The sequence below is a fragment of the Eggerthella sinensis genome (assembly GCF_003339815.1).
Classification (GTDB): Bacteria; Actinomycetota; Coriobacteriia; order Coriobacteriales; family Eggerthellaceae; genus Eggerthella; species Eggerthella sinensis.
Genome location: NZ_PPTT01000007.1, coordinates 104,367 through 126,365 on the forward strand (window position 1 = coordinate 104,367; position 21,999 = coordinate 126,365).

Consider the following 21,999-nt stretch of genomic DNA (forward strand, 5'->3'; position numbering starts at 1 on the left):
GTTAGAACTCCCTTCCGGTGAGGTCGAGGAACACTTCCTCGAGGTTCGGTTCGACTGAGTGGACGGACTGGCATGCGCCCGTCGTAAGCGCCTCGGCGATGACGGTGGCGCCGGTGGCATCCTTCGTGGTGCGCACGATGCGCCCGTCGGCCATGCGCATGACCACCTCGTTGCGGGCGAACCTCAGTTTAAGCGATTCTGGCGCGTCGCAGGCGATGAGGTGTCCCTGATCCAAAATGCCCACGCGGTCGCACAATATCTCGGCCTCGGACATGTCGTGCGTGGTCAGGAACACGGTGGTGCCGGCGTCGTTCATCTCGCGCAGCATGCGGTGCACTTCGGCGCGCGCCGCGGGGTCGAGGCCGCTCGTGGGCTCGTCGAGGAACAGCAGCTCGGGGCCGTGCACGAGCGTGGCGAGCAACGCCGCGCGCTGCCGCATGCCCTTCGAGCAGTTCTTGATGAGCGTCTTGCGGTCGTCGGCGAGGTTCATGCGCTCGAGCAGGGTGGGGATGTTGTTGCCCGTCACGCCGCGCACCTTCGCGTAGAAGCGCAGGTTGTCCTCGATGGTCATGCGCTCGTACAGCGCGCTCGTGTCCGAGAGGATGCCGATGCGGTTGTAGTCGTTCGGCGTGGCGTGCTCGATGGGACGCCCGAACAGCGCGATGCGGCCCGCGTCCTTCACCAGTTGGCGCGTGAGCAGCTTGATGGTGGTGGTCTTGCCGGCGCCCGAGGGGCCTAAGAAGCCGAAGCACGAGCCGCTTTCGATGGCGAACGACAGATGGTTCAGCACGTTCTTCGACTTGAAGCTGAGGGACACGTCGTCCATGGACAGCAGGGGCGTGGTCATCATCGACTCCCCTCCTCGGCCGGGGTGCCGAGCGACCCGATGAGCTTCGTGACCGTCGGCAGGTTCTCGGCGTGCCATGCGCCGAACATGCCGCTCGTGCGCAGGGCGCTCGTCTCCTCGCGCTGCGCGTTCAACACCAGCTCCTCGTCGTCGAGCGTGATGACGATGCGGCGGTTCATGCCCTGGTCGGCGGACTCCACCGATGCGGCGCGCACGTCGTCGTAGGAGATGACGCGGAAGGAGCCGCGCTTGAGGCCGAGCGTGTACGGGCTGAGCGTCAGCAGCACGATCTCGTGCTCGCACAGGCACAGCACCTGCCAGCGGATGTCCTGGGTTGCGAACTCGATGAGCGCGAGCGGCACCGTCTCGGGCGCGCGCTTCACGACGATGCAGCCGTTGGGCTTGAGATCGTAGCCGAGCGATGCGGCGTGTTCGCGAATGGTTTTCTCGTTCATGGGAAGTGCTCCTGTTCTGCTCTCTCGTGTTCGGCGGCGGGGCGCGTCTGCGGCGCTCCGCGGTTTCGACGAGATGCAGTTTTTCATGCGACAGGCCTCTGAACAAGGGAAACGCGACGGGTCGAGTGTCGAGGGCGACGAGGGGAGCACAGGAGGGGACGACAGGAGCATCCCCGCGCGTTCGGGAATGCTAGCGCGACGGGAGGATTTCCAGCCAGCAGCCGTCGGGGTCTTCGATGAAGTAGATGCCCATGCGCTCGTTCACGAAGCAGACGCATCCTATCTCCTCGTGCAGGGCGCGCGCGGCGTCGAGATCGTCCACTTCGAAGGCGAGGTGCGTGTCGCGCCCGCCGTTGTCGTAGGGCTCGGTGCGCCCGGCGTTCCACGTGAGCTCGAGCTGGAAGGGCGCGGCGTCGTTGCCGATGAAGACGTTCTCCCACGAGCCGTCGTCGGGCCCCATGCGCCGCTGCACCTCGAGGCCGAGCGCGCGCTCGTAGAACGCGAGCGACTTCTCGAGGTCGAGCACGTGGATGCATTCGTGAACCATCTTTGCCTGCATGGTCGTTCCTTTCGCGTGGGGTGAGATCGGGGAGGGGCCGGACGCGCCGGGGTTACCAGTTGTAGCGCTCGCGCATCTCCTCGGCGCGTCCCTTCGCAAGCGGGATGGAGGAGTGCACGGCGTCGCTCAGCGTGAGGTTGAAGCTGTTGCGCGTGTAGCGCTCCACCTTCGCCACCTTCTGCACGTTCACGATGTAGGAGCGGTGGCAGCGGAAGAAGCCGAACCGCACGAGCTGGTTTTCCAGCTCGTCCATAGTGAGCGGGGTGGGGTAGAGCGTGCCGCGCGCCGAGACGTAGTTCGCCTTGTTCATGCTCTCGATGAAGTCGATTTCGCGCGGGTCGAACAGCAGCGTGGCCGTGTCGGCCTTCGCGGGAATCTTGCACACGCGCACCTCGTCGCCGGAGAACGTCGGCTCGTCGGCATCGGAGGCGTCGTCATCGTCGTCGCGCTCGGCGGCGATGAAGCGCCCGTCCTCCACCCAGAATGCGGTGCCGGGCAGCAGCAGCGCCTCGCGCAGCGGCTCGAGCGTGGTGTAGAACGTGCAGCCCGCTTCGGTGCGCTCGGCGATCCAGGTGAGCACGAGATGGCGCGCCTCGGGGCCGAGGTCGGCGATGGGGCGCTCGCAGAAGCACACCTCGGGTTCGAACAGGCTGAGGCGGGCGAAGTTGGCCAGCATGAGCTGTTCGTGGGTGAGCTCGATCATCTTGGTGCGCGCGACGTCTTTCAGCCCGAAGTGGGCGATGGCCTCGTCGGGCGTGATGGAGCCGCCCGCGATGCGCGCGAACAGGGCGAGGTACGAGCGCACGGTTTCGCGATCGTAGCCGCGGTCGGTTTCCACCAGAAAGGCGCAGCGGCGGTTGCGCGCACGCGCCCGCACCGCCTTGAGCAGGGTGGCGGACACGTCGCGGCTGCATTCGATATGGATGCTGTGATCGCCCGCGGCGTCAAGCAATTCGTCAAGCGATGCGTAGTCGTTCATATCCGCAGTATAAAACAACGGCGCTGCCCGTGCTCCCTCGTCGCCGGTTTTCCCGAATGTTTCACGTGAAACATTCGTTCGCTTCTTGGCGTCGTCTGCCGTTGCGCGGAATCGAGGCAGATCGTGCGCAGATCGCCGATGACTACTTGCGTCGTTTGCTCAGGGTGCTATACTCACGACTGAAAACTGACTAGTCAGTCAAAAATAGGGACTGACGACCGGAGAGAAGGACGTGATGATGGACCAACGGGAGACGCAGGAGCGTCCCGCGTCGCAGGAAGCGCAGGCGCGTCCCGAGTCGGGCACGTATCTGCGCGAGGGCGCCGCGTTCGCGGGCAGCCCCTACATCAGCGCGCGCGGCTTGGGATTGAAGACGTTCGCCGGCTTCGCCTATCGCGATGTGGACGTTGACGTGCACAAGGGCGAGCTCGTGGCCGTGCGCGGGCGCAACGGCAGCGGCAAGACGGCGCTTTTGCTCACGCTTGCCGGCCGCATGAAGCCCACGACGGGCACGCTCACGGTGGGCGGCTTCGAGCTGCCGCGCCAGCGCTCGAAGGTGGAGCGCCATGTGGGTCTGGCCCTGTTCAGCGGCCTGAACGACCTGCAGGAGAGCCTGACCGTGCTGTACGCCTTGGGCGCCGAGTTCGAGCTGTACGGCCGCAAGCCGCGGCGCGAGTCGGTGACGGGCTACCTGCGCGCGTGGGAGCTGGAGGACGTGGCGAACGTGCGCGTGAAGGACCTCACGTCGGAGAAGCTCGTGCAGCTGGGCATTGCGCTCGCGTTCGTGGGCGAGCCGGACGCCGTGGTGGTGGACGACGTGGAGAGCCAGCTCACCATGTCGCAATCCGAAGGGCTCGTGCAGCTGCTGCTGGACGCGGCGCGCACGCGCAACGCGGCCATCGTGGTGGGCGTGGTGGAGCGCGACCTGGCCGCCATGGCCGACGCCACGGTGTACCTGTCGAAGGAAGGTGAGTAGCCCATGTCGTTCAAGGGACTGAGGTTCGCCGGCCTCGAATGGAAGAACATCACGGCGTCGAAGGTGATGTGGGTGGTCATCGCGGCCATCGCCATCATGCCGCTGCTGTACGGCGCCCTGTACCTGGCGGCGTTCCAGGACCCGTACGCGCGTCTCAACACCGTGCCGGTTGCGGTGGTGAACGAGGACAAGGGCGCGGTCATCTCCACCGAGAATCGCAACCTCGGCGACGACGTGGTGGACGAGCTCAAGGGCACCACCGACGGGCTGCAATGGCACTTCGTGTCGGCCGACGAGGCGCAGAAGGGCCTCGAGAACGGCGAATACTTCATGACGTGCACGATTCCCGCCGACTTCTCGGAGAGCGTGGCGTCGGTCGACGGCAGCGCACCCGAGAAGGCGCAGCTCAAGATCGAGTACAACCAGAGCGAGAACATGCTGGCGTCGCAAATCGGCGAGACGGTGTGGAAAGAGGTGCGCACGCGCGTGAGCGACACCGTGGCCACCGAGTATTGGACGACGGTGCTCAGCCGCGTGGCCGACTCGGGCAAGGACATCCAGACCGCCGCCGACGGCGCGGGCGACCTCGAGGACGGCCTGACCACGGCGCAGGACGGCAGCAAAACCATCACGTCGAACCTGGGCACGCTCAAGGACGGCGCGCTCACGCTCGACACCGGCTTGGGCACACTCGCGAGCGGCGCCTCGGCCCTCGATTCCGGTCTGGGAACCCTGGCCGGCGGCACGTTCACGCTCAAGGACGGCACCCAGTCCCTCGTGTCCGGCGCGAACCAGCTGAAAGACGGCACGAGCCAGGTAGCCGGCGGGGCGAGCACCGTGTCGAGCGGCGCGACGAAGCTGCAGAACGAAGGCACGAGCCAGGTGGCCGCCGGCGCAAGCCAGCTCGCCCAAGCAACAAGCGGCCTGCCAGACGAAGCGAAGGTGGCGGAAGCCGAGGCGGGGTCGCAGCAGATTTCCGGCGGCATCGCGAGCCTCCAGGATGCGGCGGGCCAGCTCGCCGCGGGCGCGGGCGCGCTCAAGGGCGGCCTGGACCAGGTATCCGGCGGCGTGAGCGCGTTGGAGGCGGGCGCGGGCAACGCGCAGGCGGGTGCGACCGCTTTGAAGAGCGGCATCGGCACGTCTGATCAGACTGCGGCGAACCAAACGCTGTACGGCTTGCTGAACAGTGCCCAGGCGGCTCTCGCGGGCGGCGACACGGCATCGGCCGCGCAACTCATCGGCGCCGCCCAAGGAGCCGCGGGCCAGCTGTCCGCTGGCGCGGCGCAACTCGAAACGGGCGCGGGCGACCTGGTTGCGGGCGCGCAGCAGGTGCAGGCCGGCATCGGCACGCCGAGCGACTCGACGGCCGAAACGCTGTACGGCGGTGCGAACCTGCTCGCGGGCGGCATCGGCACCTCGACGGACGACTCGAACAAGACGCTTTTCGGCGGCCTCAACAACCTTGCCGCCGGCTACGACAACCTGTCTTCGCAGCTGCTTCCGCTCGTGCAGCAATCGCCGCAGCTTCGCGCGGCCATCTCGCAGCTCAGCTCCGGTGCTAGCGAGGTGAACGCCAATATGTCGACGCTTGTTTCGGGGGCCAACGACCTGGCTTCCGGCGCATCCCAGGTGGACGACGGGGCTTCTTCGGCCGTTTCCGGGGCGAACCAGCTCAACGACGGCGCGACGCAGCTGGTGAGCGGCGCGCAGTCCGCCAAGGACGGCGCGGGGCAGCTGGCCACGGGCGCGCGCTCGGCCAAGGACGGCTCCGCGCAGATCGCCGACGGGGCGACGCAGCTTGAGGACGGCAGCGCCACGCTCACCTCGGGCCTCGCCGACGCGGTTGACGGCTCGGGCACGCTGGCCACGGCGCTGTCCGACGGCGCGAAGACGGCGGCCGAGCAGACGACGAACATCTCGGGCAAATCCGAGGTCATGAGCGACCCCATCGAGCTGGTGAACGAGTATTACACCACGGTGAAGAACTACGGCACCGGCTTCGCCCCGTACTTCATGGCGCTCGGCCTGTGGGTGGGCGGCCTCGTGGCGGGCTTCGTGTTCAAGCCGCTCAACAACCGCCTCATCATGTCGGGCGGCAACCCCGCCATGGTGGCGTTCGCCAACTACCTGCCGGTGGCGTTCTTCTCGCTCATCCAGGCGACGCTGCTCATGGTGGTGCTGCAGTTCGGCCTGCAGCTGCAAATCGACAACGTACCCGCGTTCTACGCGATGGGCTACCTCACGGCGCTCGTGTTCGCGGCCATCATGCAGATGCTCATGGCGGCGTTCGGGTTCCCCGGCAAGTTCGTGGCCATCATCCTGCTCATGCTGCAGCTCACGGCCTGCGCCGGCACGTTCCCCATCCAGACGACGCCCGACTTCTTCCAGGCCATCAACCCGTTCATGCCCATGACGTACGTGGTGCAGGGCATGCGCCAGATCATGACGGGCTTGGATTACAGCATCGTGGGCTTCGACTGCTTCGTGCTGTTCGCCATCGGCGCGGTGTGCTTCGCGCTCACGTGCCTCGTGGCGTGGCGGCGCCGCACGGTGCGCATGGAGGACTTGCATCCGGTGCTGCAACTGGGCTAGCGCAAGCTGGTACACTGGGGGATAACGACAACGTACGGCCCGGCGCTTCCCGCCGGGCCGCGGGGGTGATTCCATGACGGGAAAAAGGCGCAGCGACAAGGCCGACGCGACGCGGCGGCAGCTGCTCGACGCGGCGTTGACGGTCATCGGCGAGAAGGGGTACTCGGCGGCGACGGTGGACGAGATCGTTGAGGCGGCGGGCGTGTCGAAGGGCGTGGCGTACTACCACTTCAAAAGCAAGGCGGCCATGGCCGAGAGCATCCTCGAAGCCGGCCTCGGCGAGCTCATCGAGGGCTTCGAGCGCTGCGCCGAAGAAGCCTCCAACGCGCCCGACGCGCTCACCGGCATGATCGAGCTGTTCGCCACGCGCATCTTCGAGAACAAGGCGTTCGGGCGCTTCTTCGTGTCCGAGCTGTGGCGCGAGGGGCGCGTGTGGTCGGATTCCATGCGCAACTACGAGGGGCGCCTGCTCGACGTGCTGGAAGGGCAGCTTGCCCGCGGGCAGCAGGAGGGCATCATCCGCCCCGAGATCGACCCCGCGTTCGAGGCGGTGGCGCTCATCGGCATGGTGCTGACCACGACGCTGTTCTACATGGGCGACGAGGGGCCGCTCACCGGCACCCCGGCTCCGTCGCGCTCGCGCGGAGCCGCCCGCCCGAGTGACGGGAAAGATGCATTTATTGAGCGAATTTGCGACTTCGTACGGCACGCGAACGCCCGCCCGGGGCTTATCCATTAGAATAGCGCACGTCAAACACCGCTTCCGCGTTGCGCGTCGCGTGGCGCACTCGCGCACGCGACGCATTCCGCGGCAAGCCCCGCGCGTTAGGAGCAGCTCGCATGTGTGGAATCGTTGGCTATACGGGGTCGCGTCCCGTGCAGAACATCCTCATCGAAGGCCTGTCGCGGCTCGAGTACCGCGGATACGACTCGGCGGGCATCGCCGTCGAGCAGGACGGCAAGCTTGAAGTCGTGCACTGCAAGGGGAAGGTGAGCGGCCTCGCGCGGCTCGTCGAGCCCCTCGACCTCACCGGCACCTGCGGCATCGGCCACACGCGCTGGGCCACGCACGGCCGCCCGAGCGAGGCGAACGCGCATCCCCATACCTCCTGCGACGGCCGCGTGGCCGTCGTGCACAACGGCATCATCGAGAACTTCGCCGAGCTGCGCGAAGAGCTGGAGGGCCGCGGCCACACGTTCACGAGCCGGACCGACACCGAGGTCATCGCGCACCTCGTGGAGGAGAATCTCGCCGAGAGCCACGACCTGCTGCAGGCTGTGCGCGACGCGGCCGAGCGCCTCATCGGCGCGTACGCCATCGCGGTGATCAGCGAAGAAGCTCCCGGCACGCTCGTGGTCACGCGCAAGGACTCGCCGCTCGTGGTGGGCCTTGCGGACGACGGCGCCTACGTGGCCTCCGACATCATCGCCATGATCGACGACACGCGCGACGTGGTGGTGCTGGCCGACGGCGACATGGCGAAGCTCACGCCGGACGCGGCGACGTTCTACAACGTGCGCGGCGAAGCGTACGAGCCCGAGGTGACGCACGTCGATTGGGACCTCGACGTGGCTGAGAAGGGCGGCTATCCCGACTTCATGCTCAAGGAGATCCACGAGCAGCCGCGCGTCATCCGCGACACGCTGGCCGGCCGCCTCGTGAACGGCGCGCTGTCCATCGACGAGCTGGACCTCACGCTCGAGGAGCTCAACCTCATCGACCGCGTGTACGTCATCGCGTGCGGCACGAGCTACCACGCCGGCCTCATCGCGAAGAACCTCATCGAAGGCTGGGCGCGCATCCCCACCGAGGTGGAGGTAGCGAGCGAATTCCGCTACCGCAACCCCATCATCACGCCGTCGACGCTGGTGGTGGCCGTGTCGCAGTCGGGCGAGACGGCCGACACGCTGGCCGCCATCCGCGACGCGCGCGTGAAGGGCGCGAAGGTGTTCGGCATCACGAACGTGGTGGGCTCTCCGGTGGCGCGCGAGAGCGACGGCGTGATCTACACGAAGGCGAACAAGGAAATTGCGGTGGCGTCCACCAAATCGTTCCTGGGCCAGGTGGTGAGCCTCACGCTGCTGGCCATGCTGCTTGCCCAGGTGAAGGGCAAGCTCAAGACGAACCAGGTGCGCCTGTTGTTCCACGAGCTGGCCGACACGGCCGAGCAGGTGGAGCGCATCCTGGCCGACTCGACCGCCATCGATGAGGCGGCGCGCGCATGCAAGGACGCCTCGAGCGCGCTGTTCGTCGGACGCGGCATGGGCGCCGCCATCTCGTACGAGGGCGCGCTCAAGCTCAAGGAGATCAGCTACCTGCACGCCGAGGCCTACCCGGCCGGCGAGATGAAGCACGGCCCCATCGCGCTCATCGACGAGGGTTTCCCCGTCATCGCGGTGGCCACGAAGAGCCCCGTGTACGACAAGCTCGTGTCGAACCTGCAGGAGGCGAAGGCGCGCGGCGCCATGGTGGTGGCCATCGCCACCGAGGGCGACAACGACATCAAGCACCACGCCGACCACGTCATCTACATCCCGAAGGTGCGCGACGCGTTCAGCGCCATCACGGCAAGCGTGCCGCTGCAGCTGTTCGCCCGCGCCATCGCGGTCGAGCGCGGCTGCGACGTGGACCAGCCCCGCAACCTGGCGAAGTCGGTCACCGTTGAGTAGGGAAGCGGCGGCCGAGCGGGCCGCAACCTCAAGCGCTGCCGAAGCCGCGTCCTCGGCCTTCGAAGGCGTCGAGGGCGCCGTAGGCCTGGGCGTGGACATCGTGGAAATCGCGCGCATGCGCCGTATCCTCGAGCGCACGCCGAGCTTCCGCGAGAAGGTGTTCTCCGAGGAGGAGCGCGCCTACTGCGACGCCACGGCCATGCCGGACGTTCATTACGCCACGCGCTTCGCGGCGAAGGAAGCCGTGCTCAAGGCGCTCGGCACCGGATTCTCGCGCGGCATCGCGAACCACGACGTGGAGGTGCGCCGCAACGCGAAGGGCCGTCCCTTCGTGGTGCTGCACGGGCGCGCGAAGGAGATCGCGGCCGAGCAGGGCGTGCGCGAGCTGCCGCTGTCGCTGTCGTACACGCACACCGACGCCGTTGCCTGCGCGCTTGCCATCACCGAGGATTCGGTGCGCGCGCAAGAGGAGCGCGTCAACCCCATGGAGGAGCTGGCGAAGCAGTTCAAGGAGGCGCGCAGCATGCTCGACGAGCTGGACAAGCCCGCCGCGCCGCAAGCTCCCGAAGACGCGCCGCGCTGACGCGCGCGTGCATTTTGCCGCTGGGGGGGGGTAGGCCGTTCGTCGTGTATCTCGGGCGAAACCATTGAAAAGGGTCCCCAAACTCGGTAAGTTGGAGTGAAACGCGCCAGGGGAGAGACGAGGAGACGCTATGACGCCAACCCACGACACGCAGGGCACGCACGACACGCAGGGCGAACACGGCGAGCGCGGGGCCGATCCTTTCGACGACGCCAACGAGTTCGCCGCGCCGTCCGACGAGTTCGCCTCGTTCGTGCCGGCGGCGCGGAGCGCGCGCCATGGCTCCGGCGACGCACGCAAGCCCGGAAAGCCGCAGCTCAACAAGAAGGTGGGTCTCATCTTCGGCGGCGCGGTGGCGGCCCTGCTCGTCATCGTGTACCTCGCGGGCGCGTTCACCTTCATGGACCGCTTCATGCCGAACACCACCATCATGGGCAAGGACGTGTCGCTCAAAACCTCCGCTGAGGTGCAGGACCTGCTCACCGACGTGGCGAAGAACTACACGCTCGACGTGTCCGGCCAGGACTTCTCGCTCAAGCTGACGTCGTCCGACATGGGCACCGGCATCAACAGCGAGCGCATCACCGACGCCATGCACGCCGACATGAACCCGTGGGCGTGGCCGGTCGAGCTGTTCGCCGCCCACGACGAAACCGACAAACTGGCAACTTCGAACGGCAAGCTGGACGATGCCGTGCGCGCGGCCGTCGAGGCCTTCAACGCGAACGCCACCCCGCCGCGCAACGCCGGCCTCGACTACGACGGCGGCGCGCATCAGTTCGTGGTGCGCGAGGAAACCACCGGTCAGACGCTCGACGCGGACAAGGTGGTGGAAACGGTGAACGCCGCCGTGGCCGAGCTGAGCGCAACGGCCGTCATCACCGAGGACGCGCTGCAGCAGCCCACCCTGTTCTCGAGTGACGAGCGCCTGACGAAGGCTGCGAGCGATGCGAACGCGCTGCTCAAGGCCGACTTCAACCTCAAGCTGGCCGATACGGTGGTGGCCGAGGTGAACGCCGACCAGATTGCCGACTGGATGCGCCTGCAGGACGATGCGTCGGTGGCCATCGACAGCGACCTCGTGGCCGCGTGGGTGCAGGACATCGCGTCCGAATGCAACACGTACCAGGCGCGCCGCACGTTCACGCGCGACGACGGCAAGAACGTCACCGTATCGGGCGGCGTGTACGGCTGGATCGTCGACAAGAGCAAGCTGCAGGAAACGGTGATGAACGGCGTGAACGCCGCGCAAACCGGCGACGTGCCCATCCCGTGCGAGCAGGAGGCGGGCGCCTTCGACGGCCTGCACGGCCGCGACTGGGGCAAGCGCTACGTCGACATCGATCTCACCGAGCAGCACGCCCGCTTCTACGACGACGCCGGCGCGCTCGTGTGGGAGTCCGACGTGGTGACGGGCACGCCCGACGGCGAGCACGACACGCCCGAGGGCGTCTACGTCATCAACGGCAAGGAGAGCCCCTCGAAGCTCATCGGCCAGATGAAGCCGGAGACGGGGGAGCCCGAATACAAGACCGAGGTGCAGGCGTGGATACCCTTCGTGGAGAACTACATCGGCCTGCATGACGCCGAATGGCAGCCGGAGTTCGGCGGCTCGCGGTACTCGTCAGGCTACGGCAGCCACGGGTGCGTGAACCTGCCGCCCTCGAAGGCGACCGAGCTGTACGGCCTCGTCGAAGTGGGCGACGTCGTGGTGAGCCACTGGTAGGATCGCGGCCGCCGGGGCGCGTGGCGCCGTGCGGGACGCCTTAGGCGCCCACCAGCTCCGCCAGGGCGGCGGGCACGCACTCGATGACGTCCTCCGCCGTCGCGGCGATGGCCGACCAGCGCGCCGCCGCCGCGCGCCCCGCGCGGGCGTGCAGCTCGGCGCCGAGCACCGCGGCCTCGAGCGGGTCGAGCCCCTGCGCCAGCAGCGCGCCGATCATCCCGGCCAGCACGTCGCCCGTGCCCGCCTTCGCGAGCGCCGGCGTGCCGTGCGCCATGCGCACCGTTTCGTCCCCGTCCGATATATAGGTGACGGGCCCCTTCACCACGGCGATCACGCCGTAGGCGAGCGAGAGCGCCTTCGCGAGCGCGCACGGGTCGTCCGCGGGCAGGTCGAGCGGGCGGGCAAGGCGCGCCGCCTCGCCGCCATGGGGCGTGATCACGGTGGGCTGCCCGTTCAAGAAGCGCCGCTTGAGCAGGCGCCGTCCCTTCGCGGACGCGAGCGCGTCAAGCCCCGTGCCGTCCACGAGCACGGGCGCGTCGGCATGCTTGAGCGTGAAGTGCACGAGCTTGTCGGTGGCTGCGTCGTCGGCGTCGAAGCCGCAGCCCACGAGGTAGGCGCGCGGCTTGCGCGGCGCCGAGGGGGCGAGGTTCGGCCCGAGGGCGGCGCGGGGGCGCACGACGAGGGAGGGACGGAAGCCCTGCACGAGCGGCACGGCGGACGGGTGGGTGAACACTTCGGTGTAGCCCGCGCCCAAACGCTGGCTTGCGTAGGCCGAGAGGCACGCCGCGCCCGGATAGCGCTCGCTGCCCACGATGGCGGACAGCGTTCCGCGGGCGTACTTGTTCGTGTCGTCGTCCGGAAGCGGCATGAGGGCCACCAATTCGTCAACGCTGTAGTCTCGAACGTCCTCCATGGGCGCACCGCCTGTTCTGTCGAGAAAGCACGTGAGCGCATTCTACCGCGTATCGCCGCGGCGCGCGAGGGTGCGGCGCGTTCGTCGCCGTGTGCTAAAAGGCCCGTAACCGTGCGTAAACGGGTTGGCGAGGCGGCATTTCCGACCTTCTCGGTGCGTTAAAATGATGGAGACCTTCGAGAACGTCGCGCACGCCGCCCCTCGGGAGTTGCGCGGCGCACCTCATGACCACCAAGGAGCACATCTCATGGATACCACTTCCAAGCACGACTGGGGCCTCATCATCGCAGGCGTCCTGCTCATCATCTGCAGCATCTTCTTCCTCATGGCGCCGGGCCTTGCCCTCGTCACCATCACGGTGATCGCCGGCGCGGCGTTCCTCGTGTCGGGCGTCTTCGACATCATCAACTACTTCCGCTTCCGCACATCCATGAACCTCTCGGGTTGGGCGCTGGCCTACGGAGCCCTCGACATCGTGCTGGGCATCCTGTTCCTGCTGAACCCGCTCGTGTCGGCGGGCGCGCTCGCGTGGTTCATCGGCGCGTTCTTCATCGTGTTCGGCGTGTTCGAGGCCATCGGCGCCTTCACCGTGCGCAAGGCGGGCGTGTCCATGTGGGGCTGGATGCTGTTCTCGGGCATCATCGGCGCGCTGTGCGGCATTACGTTCTTCATCGCGCCGGCCATGCTGGGCATCTTCCTGTCCGTGTTCATCCTGATGCGCGGCGCGTCCCTCATCTTCTTCGGATGGAACACCGGCAAGGCCATCACGGCCTAGCGACGCCAGCGCGCGCCGTCCGCGCGTGAAACGTTTGCTGAAACCCTGAGCCCAGCGCGTGGCGTATGGCGGCTCGTGGTAGAATTCTGACGAAACCTAGCGAAGGCCCCGATACGCTCGGGGCCTTCTTCCCGATTGCGTGAAACGGTGACCATTATGGCAGACGAACAGCAGACCTTGCTCGACGAACAGGCGCTCGCGGAAGCGACGAGCGACCCGGCCGCGCGCATCGACGCGCTGCGCCGCGAGATCGAGCACCACAGCTACCTGTACTATGCGCAAGACGCCCCCGAACTGTCCGATGCCGCGTTCGACTCGCTCATGCGCGAGCTGCGCGTGCTCGAGGCGGCGCATCCCGAGCTCATCGACCCGTCGAGCCCCACGCAGCGCGTCGGCGGCTACGTGGGCGAGCAGTTCGCCCCCGTGCGCCACGAGCGCCGCATGTACTCGCTCGACAACGCGATGGACTTGGACGAGCTCGACGCGTGGATCGAGCGCGTGGTGGAGGCGTTCGGCCGCATGGTGCCCGTGGTGTGCGAGCTCAAGATCGACGGCTCGTCCATCGCGCTGACGTACGAGGACGGCCGTTTGGTGCGCGCGGCGACGCGCGGCGACGGCACGACGGGCGAGGACGTCACCGCCAACATGCGCACGGTGAAGGACGTGCCGCTGCGCCTGCGCGAAGGCGCGCTCGGCGCCGTGGTGAACCCCGATGCCACGGTGGAGCTGCGCGGCGAGGTGTACATGCCGAAGTCGAGCTTCGACGCGCTCAACGTGGCCGCCGAAGCCAACGGCAAGCAGGCGTTCGCGAACCCGCGCAACGCCGCCGCGGGCAGCCTGCGCCAGAAGGACCCCGCCATCACGGCGAACCGCGACCTGTCCACGTTCATCTACGCGGTGGCCGACGAGCGCGCCCTGGCCGTGAGCGGGCAGTGGGAGCTTTTGGCGTGGCTGCGCGAGGCCGGCTTCCACGTGAACCCCGACGTGGAGCTGTGCGAGACGCGCGAAGCCGTGCACGCGTTCTGCGAGCGCGCCATCGAGCGCCGGGAGGACCTGCCGTACGAGATCGACGGCGTGGTGGTGAAGGTGAACGCGTTCGTGCAGCAGGAGTCGATGGGCTACACGGCGCGCGCTCCGCGCTGGGCCATCGCGTTCAAGTTCCCGCCCGAGGAGAAGACGACGCTGCTGCGCGACATCACCGTGCAGGTGGGCCGCACGGGCAAGCTGACGCCCGTGGCCGAGCTTGAGCCGGTGGTGGTGGCGGGTTCCACCGTGGCGCGCGCGACGCTGCACAACGAGGACGAGGTGCAGCGCAAGGACGTGCGCGTGGGCGACACCGTCATCGTGCGCAAGGCGGGCGACGTCATCCCCGAGGTGCTGGGCCCCGTGCTGGCGCTGCGTCCGGACGACGCGCAGGTGTGGCACATGCCCGCTGCGTGCCCGTCGTGCGGGTCGCCGGTGATTCGCGAGGAAGGCGAGGTGGACTTCCGCTGCATCTCCATCGACTGCCCGGCGCAGGCGCTGGAACGCCTGCTGCACTGGGCCAGCCGCGGCGCCATGGACATCGACGGCATGGGCGAGGAGATCGTGTCGCGCCTTGTGGAAAGCGGGCGCTTGTCCGACGTGGCCGACTACTACACGCTCGACGAGGTTGAGCTGTCGCTCGTCGACATGGGCCGCGTCAACAAGGACGGCGAGCCCATCCGCCTCGGGGCCACCGTGGCGAAGAAGCTCGTGGCCGCCATCGACGAGAGCCGCGGCCGCCCCTTCGCCCGCGCGCTGTTCGGGCTGGGCGTCCGGCATGTGGGCAAGACCATCGCCGAGCTGCTGGCCGCGGCGTACCCCTCCATCGAAGCGCTCATGGAGGCCTCGGAGGAAGACCTCGCCGCCATCGACGGCGTGGGCCCGAAAATCGCCCGCAGCGTGTTCCTGTTTTTGCGCACGCCCGACAACGTGGCCGTCATCGAGCGGCTGCGCGCGCACGGCGTGGCGCTTGCCGACGCGGCCGTGGACGCGGGCGAGCAGCTGCCGCAGACGTTGGCGGGCCTCACGTTCGTGCTCACGGGCAGCCTCGTGGACAGCGGCATGACCCGCGACGAGGCCGGCGCCGCCCTCAAGGCGTACGGCGCGAAGGTGAGCGGCAGCGTGTCGAAGAAGACGAGCTTCGTCGTGGCCGGCGAGGCTGCCGGCTCCAAGTACGACAAGGCCGTGTCGCTCGGCGTGCCGGTGCTCGACGAGGCCGCGCTCCTGCGCATCATCGAAACAGGCGAAGCCCCCGAGGCCCCCGAAGCCTCCGCCGAATAGCACCGCCAAACCTGCCGTTCGCCTGGGGGAGTTACGGATGACGGATTCGTAACACCACAATGACCGTTCCTCTGCTATAGTGTGTTACGCAATCTTGATTCGTAACACACCGGGAGGATTCACATGGCATCTTTGACTCGACGTCAGTTCGCGAAGGTGGCCGGCGCGGGCGCGGCCACGCTGTCGCTGGGCGGCTTGCTGGCGGCATGCTCGAACGGCGAGAACGCGGAAGCTCCGGCGGCCGCGGCGGGCGATGCGGCCGCGACGCAGCCCGCCAACCAGGTTATCGTGTCCATGACCACGGGTTCCGAGCCCGCGGCCGGCTTTGACCCGCTCGTGTCGTGGGGCTGCGGCGAGCACGTGCACGAGCCGCTCATCCAGTCGACGCTGATCACCACCACCACCGAGCTCGACTTCAAAAACGACCTCGCCACGTCCTACGAGGCGTCCGAGGACGGCATGACGTGGACGTTCAAGGTGCGCGACGACGTGAAGTTCTCCGACGGCCAGCCGCTCACGGCCAAGGACGTGGCCTTCACCATCAACGGCATCATCAACTCCGAAGCGTCCGAATGCGACATGTCCATGGTGAAAGAGGCCGTGGCCACCGACGACACCACGGTTGAGATCAGCATGAACAAGCCGTTCAACGCGCTGCTGTACACGCTGGCCGTGGTGGGCATCGTGCCCGAGCACGCCTACGACGATTCGTACGGCGACAAGCCCATCGGAAGCGGCCGCTACCTGCTCGAGCAGTGGGACAAGGGCCAGCAGATCATCCTCAAGGCGAACCCCGACTACTACGGCGAGGCGCCGAAGATGGAACGCGTCGTGGTGGTGTTCATGGAGGAGGACGCCTCGCTCGCCGCGGCGCAGTCCGGCCAGGTGGACGTGGCCTACACGGCCGCAACCTACGCCGCCAACCAGCCGACGGGCTACGACCTGCTTAACTGCGCGTCGGTTGACTCGCGCGGCATCTCGCTGCCCACGGTGCCCGCAGGCGGCACCAAGAAGGACGAGGGCGGCGAATACGCCACCGGCAACGACGTGACCTGCGACCTCGCTGTGCGTCAGGCCATCAACTACGGCGTCGACCGCGAGAAGATGATCGAGAACGTGCTGAACGGCTACGGCACCATCGCCTACAGCGTGGGCGACGGCATGCCGTGGTCCTCGCCCGACATGAAGTGCGCCACCGATGTTGAGAAGGCGAAGAAGCTGCTCGACGACGGCGGATGGGCGGCCGGCTCCGACGGCGTGCGCGAGAAGGACGGCACGCGCGCCTCGCTCGAGCTGTACTACTCGGCCGGCGACTCCGTGCGCCAGGCCATCGCCGCCGAATTCGCCAACCAGATGAAAGAGCTGGGCATCGAGGTGAACATCAAGGGCGCGAGCTGGGACGACCTGTACCCGCACCAGTTCACCGACCCGGTGGTGTGGGGCTGGGGCACGAACGCTCCCACCGAGATTTACAACCTGAACTACTCCAAGGGCACGGGCAACTACGCGTGCGAAGAGAACGCGACCGTGGACGCCTACCTCGACGAGGCGCTGGCGCAGCCGAAGGTGGAGGACTCGTTCGAGTTCTGGAAGAAGGCGCAGTGGGACGGCGAAGAGGGCATCGCGCCGCAGGGCGACGCGCCCTGGGTGTGGTTCGCCAACATCGACCACCTGTACTTCGCGAAGGAGAACCTTAAGGTTGCCGAGCAGAAGCCGCATCCGCACGGTCATGGCTGGTCGCTCGTCAACAACGTCGATCAATGGAGCTGGAAGTAGGCTATAGTATCCCACCATGCCCCGATTCATTCTTCGCAACATACTGAAGTTCCTTCTGCTGATGGTTGCCGTGAGCTTGGTGACGTTCGTGCTGGTGAGCATTTCCCCCGTCGATCCCGTGCAGGCGAACGTGGGGCAGGCGGCCTACATCAACATGAGCGAAGCCAAGCGCGCGCAGCTGGCCGAGTACTGGGGCGTGAACACGCCCCTGTGGGAGCGCTACGTCAACTGGATCACGGCGGCCGTGCACGGGAACCTGGGCACGTCGCTGCGCTACAACGCGCCGGTTGCCGACGTCATTGCCACGCGCGCGCTCAACTCGCTCGCGCTCATGGCCACGGCCTGGGTGATCAGCGGCGTCCTCGGATTCGTGCTGGGCATCCTGGCCGGCGCGAACCGGGGACGCCTCGTCGACCGCATCGTGAAGGGCTACTGCTTCCTCCTGGCCTCGGTGCCCACGTTTTGGCTGGGGCTCGTGTTCCTCATCGTGTTCTCGGTGTGGCTCGGGTGGTTCCCGTTCGGCTTCTCGGTGCCCATCGGCGTGGCGGCGTCCGACGTGACCTTCGCCGACGCGCTGCATCATCTCGCGCTGCCGGCGCTCACGCTGTCGGTGGTGGGGGTGGCGAACATCGCGCTGCACACGCGCGAGAAGACCATCGACGTGCTGGAAAGCGACTATATGCGCTTCGCCCGCGCCCGCGGCCTCAGCACGTGGGGCGCGCTGCGCCATCACGGCCTGCGCAACCTCGCGCTGCCGGCGCTCACGCTGCAGTTCGCGTCCATCTCGGAGATTTTCGGAGGGTCGGTGCTGGTGGAGCAGGTGTTCTCGTATCCGGGCCTCGGGCAGGCGGCCGTGACGGCGGGCCTCGGCGGCGACGTGGCGCTGCTGGCCGGCATCGCCGTGCTGTCGGCGGCCTTCGTGTTCGGCGGCAACCTCATCGCGAACATGCTGTACGGCGTGGTGGACCCGCGCATTCGCCGAGGGGAGGCGAAAGCGCGTGCCTGACGTCATCGAAGGAACCCGCCCCTCTGTCATCCTGAGCGGAGGCAGCGAAGCCGCCGGAGTCGAAGGATCCCTCTCAGGCGTCCCCGCTCCGGCTCCTGTGCTGCATCGCCCGCGCAAGGCGCGGGTGGGCAACCGCAAGCTCACGTTGGCGGCCATGGTGTTCGCCGTGGCGGCGCTTGCGGCCGTCGTGGTGTCGGGCATGCTCGTGACTGATGCCGCCATGGTGAGCGACTTCGCGCAGAAGAACCTCGCGCCCAGCTTGGCGCACCCCTTCGGCACCGACTGGATGGGGCGCGACATGCTGCTGCGCACGCTGGCGGGCCTGTCCACGAGCGTGCTCGTGGGCTTGCTGGCGGCCACGGTGTCGGCGCTTATCGCGCTCGTCATGGGAGCGGTGGCCGCGCTCGGCGGCAAGCGGGCCGACGCGGTGGTCACCTGGCTCATCGACCTCATGATGGGCGTGCCGCACATCGTGCTGCTCATCCTCATCTCGTTCGCGCTGGGCAAGGGCTTCTGGGGCGTCACCATCGGTGTGGCCATCACGCACTGGCCCAGCCTCACGCGCGTCATCCGCGCCGAGATCCTGCAGTGCAAGCAGTCCACGTTCGTGGCGGTGGCGCGCAAGCTAGGCCAGAACCCGGTGCGCATCGCCACGAAGCACATGCTGCCCTACGTGCTGCCGCAGTTCCTCGTGGGCCTCATCCTGCTGTTCCCGCATGCCATTCTGCACGAGGCGGCCGTGACGTTCCTCGGCTTCGGCCTGCCGCCCGAGCAGCCGGCCATCGGCGTGATCCTCAGCGAGTCGATGGGCTACCTGTCGGCCGGCATGTGGTGGCTCGCCGTGTTCCCGGGCCTCGCGCTCATCGCGACGGTGCTGCTGTTCGACGTGGCGGGGTCGAACCTGCGCAAGCTCATCGACCCGCACAGCTCGCAGGAATAGGAGGCGCACCATGAGCGAAACGAACCCGCTGCCCGAAGCGCTCGCCGCCCGCGAGCGAGCACTGTACGAGGCAGCCGCCGAGTTGGAACGACTGACCGACGAGCTGGTGGGGAGCGAGGGAGCTTCCTCTGCCTCCTTGGCGCGGCAGGAGGTTGGGGATGCGGGCGTCGACGGCCGCCCCGAGCGCGCGCCGCACCCGTCGCGAAGCGGCGCGGACGAAGCACCCAGCCCGCAAGCGCCTCCCCGCGCCATAAAAGAGGGAGAGCCCCATGAGGCTGCTTCCCATGAGGCCACCCTTCATGAGGACATGAAAACCCACCATCATCATACGCATGCGCCCGTGTCCCATCATGAGCATGGCCACCACCTCTTGCAGGTGGAGGACCTCAGCGTGGCGTTTCGCATGTACGACGAGAACGCGCCGTTCTTTCGGGCGAAGCAGCGGGCGGTGCCCGTCATCGAGAACCTCAGCATCTCGGTGCATGTGGGCGAGATCGTGGCGGTGGTGGGCGCGTCGGGTTCCGGCAAGACGCTGTTGGCCGACGCCATCCTGGGTCTCTTCGAGCCGAACGCCACCGTGTGCGGCCGCATCTGGTACGACGGCAAGCAGGAGGACGCCGCGTCGCTTGCGCATCTGCGCGGGCGCGGCATCTCGCTCGTGCCGCAGAGCGTGAACCACCTCGACCCGCTCATGAAGGTGGGTCGGCAGGTGGAAGGGTTCGCCCATCCGGACGTGCCGCTGGCCGAGCGCCGCGCGCGCCGTGCAGAGCTGTTCGCGCGCTACGACCTGGGCGAGGAGACGGCGAACCTCTATCCGTTCGAGCTCTCGGGCGGCATGGCGCGCCGCGTGCTGCTGTGCTGCGCGCTCATCGACAATCCGCGCCTCATCATCGCCGACGAGCCCACGCCCGGCCTCGACCTGCCGCTCGCGCTGGCAGCGCTCGCCGACTTCCGCGACTTCGCTGACGCGGGCGGCGGCGTGCTGCTCATCACGCACGACATCGAGCTCGCGCTGCGCGTGGCCGACCGCGTGGCCGTGTTCCGCGACGGCACCGTGGTGGAGGAGACGGCGGTCGCGAACTTTGCCAGCCCCGACACGCTCGCGCACCCGTTCAGCCGCGAGCTGTGGCACGCGCTGCCCGAGCACGACTTCGCGGAAGGGGGCGCCCATGCTTGAGGCGCGCGATATCGCCTACGCGTATCCCGGTGCGCGCGACCCGCTGTACCGCGGCTTCAACCTGGCCGTCGACGCGCACGAGCGCGTGGCCCTCAGCGCCCCGTCCGGCTTCGGCAAGACGACGCTTTGCCGTTTGCTCGCCGGGTACGAACGCCCGCACAAGGGCGAGATCCTCGTGGACGGCGCGCCGCTGCCGAAGCGCGGCGCATGCCCCGTGCAGCTCATCCTCCAGCATCCCGAGACGGCCGTCGACCCGCGCATGCGCATGGAGCAGACGTTGGCCGAGGCGGGGAACGTGCCGCAGAGCCTCCTCGATGACCTGGGCATTCAACGCAAGTGGCTGACGCGCTTCCCGCACGAGCTGTCGGGCGGCGAGCTGCAGCGCTTCTGCATCGCCCGCGCGCTGGCGGCGAACCCGCGCTACCTCGTGGCCGACGAGATATCCACCATGCTCGACGCCGTCACCCAGGCGCAGATCTGGCGTTTCCTCGTGGCCGAGACCGAGCGTCGCGGCATCGGCCTCGTGTTCGTGTCGCATTCTCCGGCGCTCACCGAGCGCATCGCCACGCGCGTGGTTGATTTGGTGCAGGAGTAGGCTTCTCACCGGAAAACATGCTGGGCTAATAATATTCAAGTTTGACTATAATCATTCAAAAGAATAATATAAGGCGCAGTTCGAATGGGATGGGGTTCTGCGCTGTGCGCGATGTTCCTGATTCGAGCTCCGTCGGAATTGAGAGAGTCAGGGAAGGGAATCTATGAAGAAGCATATCCGCATTGTGCTTGCGGCAGCCTGCGCGTTCGCCATGGTGGGCGCGTTTGCGCTGTTCGGTTGCTCGGCGCCCGCCGAGCAGAAGGCCGATGAGCCGCAGCAGCAGGCCGAGCCTCAGGCCGAGACCGAGAAGCACGAGGCTGTCGAGCTGCAACTGTTCGCCGCGAACTCGCTGTCGAAGGCCATGGACGCCGTGCAGCAGCTCTACACGCAGGATCATGACTGGGTGACGTTCAAGGACACGCAGTACCTGTCCTCGGGCGAGCTCAACGAGCAGCTGGCCGGCGGCGCGTACGCCGACGTGCTGATCTCCGCCTCGAAGGGCAAGATGGACGACGCCGTTGAGAAGGGCTACGTCGACGAGGCCACGCGCTTCGACATGTTCAAGAACGATCTCGTGATGGTTGCCGGTGAGGATTCCGAGCTGGCCGCCACCTACGGCGCCGATCAGAACTTCACGCTCGACGACATCGCCACGGGCGACTACACCGTGGCCGTGGGCGACGCCTCCGTGCCGGCTGGCAACTATGCCAACCAGGCGCTTTCCACCATCGGCTGCTTCACCGACGCCGACGGCAAGACCGGCAAGGACAGCGCCGGCACCGACGGCTCCTACGACGGCACGCCGCTCGAGGGCAAGATCAACCTGCAGAGCTCCGTGGGCAACGTGTGCAAGCAGGCTCAGTCCGGCGCCGTTGACGTGGCGTTCGTGTACAGCTCCGACGTGTACCGCTTCGGCGGCGTGAAGGTTATCGGCGTCGTGCCGGCCGACACGCACAAGAACATCATCTATCCGGCCGCCATCTGCAAGGACTCCACGCAGGCCGAGGCCGCGACCGAGTTCATCGAGTGGGCCACCACCGATGCCGAGGCCAAGAAGCTGTGGCAGGAGTGGGGCTTCGAGCTCGTTTCCTAACAGCGACGCACATACGGTATAGTGACAAGGAAA

General features: G+C 67.5%; 19 protein-coding genes. 14 read left to right on the forward strand and 5 right to left on the reverse strand.

Annotation, left to right across the window (positions count from 1 at the left end):
* Position 1: 1 nt before the first annotated feature.
* The 4 genes from C1876_RS05840 to C1876_RS05855 all read right to left on the reverse strand — a co-directional run bounded on the left by C1876_RS05840 (position 2) and on the right by C1876_RS05855 (position 2,840).
* Positions 2-850, reverse strand: coding sequence for an ABC transporter ATP-binding protein (locus C1876_RS05840; RefSeq protein ID WP_244910056.1), 849 nt, complete (start codon positions 848-850; stop codon positions 2-4).
* Complete coding sequence (locus tag C1876_RS05845; RefSeq protein ID WP_114545776.1) at positions 847-1,302, reverse strand: hypothetical protein; 456 nt, start codon at positions 1,300-1,302, stop codon at positions 847-849. The genes C1876_RS05840 and C1876_RS05845 overlap by 4 nt, the downstream gene beginning before the upstream one ends.
* Before the next feature lie 190 nt (positions 1,303-1,492).
* Positions 1,493-1,861: a VOC family protein gene (locus C1876_RS05850; protein WP_114545777.1), complete on the reverse strand. Its 369-nt coding sequence runs from the start codon at positions 1,859-1,861 to the stop codon at positions 1,493-1,495.
* Between the two features lie 52 nt (positions 1,862-1,913).
* A complete protein-coding gene (locus tag C1876_RS05855; RefSeq protein WP_114545778.1) occupies positions 1,914-2,840 on the reverse strand; it encodes a LytTR family DNA-binding domain-containing protein in 927 nt (308 codons plus the stop codon).
* Between the two features lie 235 nt (positions 2,841-3,075).
* On the opposite strand from C1876_RS05855, the gene C1876_RS05860 reads away from it, so the two are divergent.
* The 6 genes from C1876_RS05860 (at position 3,076) to C1876_RS05885 (ending at position 11,387) form a co-directional block, all read left to right on the forward strand.
* Positions 3,076-3,816 (forward strand): ATP-binding cassette domain-containing protein, encoded by a 741-nt coding sequence (locus C1876_RS05860; RefSeq protein WP_114545779.1) that lies wholly within the window; start codon positions 3,076-3,078, stop codon positions 3,814-3,816.
* Positions 3,817-3,819: 3 nt separating this feature from the next.
* Positions 3,820-6,408: a YhgE/Pip domain-containing protein gene (locus C1876_RS05865; RefSeq protein WP_114545780.1), complete on the forward strand. Its 2,589-nt coding sequence runs from the start codon at positions 3,820-3,822 to the stop codon at positions 6,406-6,408.
* A gap of 73 nt (positions 6,409-6,481) precedes the next feature.
* Positions 6,482-7,147, forward strand: coding sequence for a TetR/AcrR family transcriptional regulator (locus tag C1876_RS05870; protein ID WP_114545781.1), 666 nt, complete (start codon positions 6,482-6,484; stop codon positions 7,145-7,147).
* Between the two features lie 101 nt (positions 7,148-7,248).
* Positions 7,249-9,078, forward strand: coding sequence for a glutamine--fructose-6-phosphate transaminase (isomerizing) (gene glmS / locus C1876_RS05875; protein WP_114545782.1), 1,830 nt, complete (start codon positions 7,249-7,251; stop codon positions 9,076-9,078).
* Positions 9,071-9,661: a holo-ACP synthase gene (gene acpS, locus C1876_RS05880; RefSeq protein ID WP_114545783.1), complete on the forward strand. Its 591-nt coding sequence runs from the start codon at positions 9,071-9,073 to the stop codon at positions 9,659-9,661. The genes glmS and acpS overlap by 8 nt, the downstream gene beginning before the upstream one ends.
* 130 nt (positions 9,662-9,791) lie before the next feature.
* A complete protein-coding gene (locus C1876_RS05885; protein WP_114545784.1) occupies positions 9,792-11,387 on the forward strand; it encodes a L,D-transpeptidase family protein in 1,596 nt (531 codons plus the stop codon).
* A 40-nt stretch (positions 11,388-11,427) separates the two neighbouring features.
* Here the strand turns inward: C1876_RS05885 and C1876_RS05890 are convergent, their stop codons facing one another.
* Entirely contained in the window at positions 11,428-12,300 is an 873-nt protein-coding gene (locus C1876_RS05890) for an NAD(P)H-hydrate dehydratase (protein WP_114545785.1), read from the reverse strand.
* Positions 12,301-12,547: 247 nt separating this feature from the next.
* On the opposite strand from C1876_RS05890, the gene C1876_RS05895 reads away from it, so the two are divergent.
* The 8 genes from C1876_RS05895 to modA all read left to right on the forward strand — a co-directional run bounded on the left by C1876_RS05895 (position 12,548) and on the right by modA (position 21,966).
* On the forward strand, positions 12,548-13,075 hold the full coding sequence (locus C1876_RS05895) for an HdeD family acid-resistance protein (protein ID WP_114545786.1): 528 nt from the start codon (positions 12,548-12,550) through the stop codon (positions 13,073-13,075).
* A gap of 156 nt (positions 13,076-13,231) precedes the next feature.
* A complete protein-coding gene (ligA, locus tag C1876_RS05900) occupies positions 13,232-15,379 on the forward strand; it encodes an NAD-dependent DNA ligase LigA (protein ID WP_114545787.1) in 2,148 nt (715 codons plus the stop codon).
* A gap of 123 nt (positions 15,380-15,502) precedes the next feature.
* The gene (locus tag C1876_RS05905) at positions 15,503-17,155 is read left to right on the forward strand and encodes an ABC transporter substrate-binding protein (RefSeq protein ID WP_114545788.1); all 1,653 of its coding nucleotides are present in this window, start codon (positions 15,503-15,505) and stop codon (positions 17,153-17,155) included.
* Positions 17,156-17,171: 16 nt separating this feature from the next.
* Complete coding sequence (locus C1876_RS05910) at positions 17,172-18,161, forward strand: ABC transporter permease (protein WP_114545789.1); 990 nt, start codon at positions 17,172-17,174, stop codon at positions 18,159-18,161.
* Positions 18,154-19,101: an ABC transporter permease gene (locus tag C1876_RS05915; protein WP_244910057.1), complete on the forward strand. Its 948-nt coding sequence runs from the start codon at positions 18,154-18,156 to the stop codon at positions 19,099-19,101. The genes C1876_RS05910 and C1876_RS05915 overlap by 8 nt, the downstream gene beginning before the upstream one ends.
* A 10-nt stretch (positions 19,102-19,111) precedes the next feature.
* Positions 19,112-20,278, forward strand: coding sequence for an ATP-binding cassette domain-containing protein (locus C1876_RS05920; protein WP_114545790.1), 1,167 nt, complete (start codon positions 19,112-19,114; stop codon positions 20,276-20,278).
* Entirely contained in the window at positions 20,271-20,873 is a 603-nt protein-coding gene (locus C1876_RS05925) for an ABC transporter ATP-binding protein (RefSeq protein WP_114545791.1), read from the forward strand. Before C1876_RS05920 ends, C1876_RS05925 begins: the two co-directional genes overlap by 8 nt.
* A 163-nt stretch (positions 20,874-21,036) precedes the next feature.
* Positions 21,037-21,966, forward strand: coding sequence for a molybdate ABC transporter substrate-binding protein (modA, locus tag C1876_RS05930; protein WP_114545792.1), 930 nt, complete (start codon positions 21,037-21,039; stop codon positions 21,964-21,966).
* The last annotated feature ends 33 nt before the right edge of the window (positions 21,967-21,999 follow it).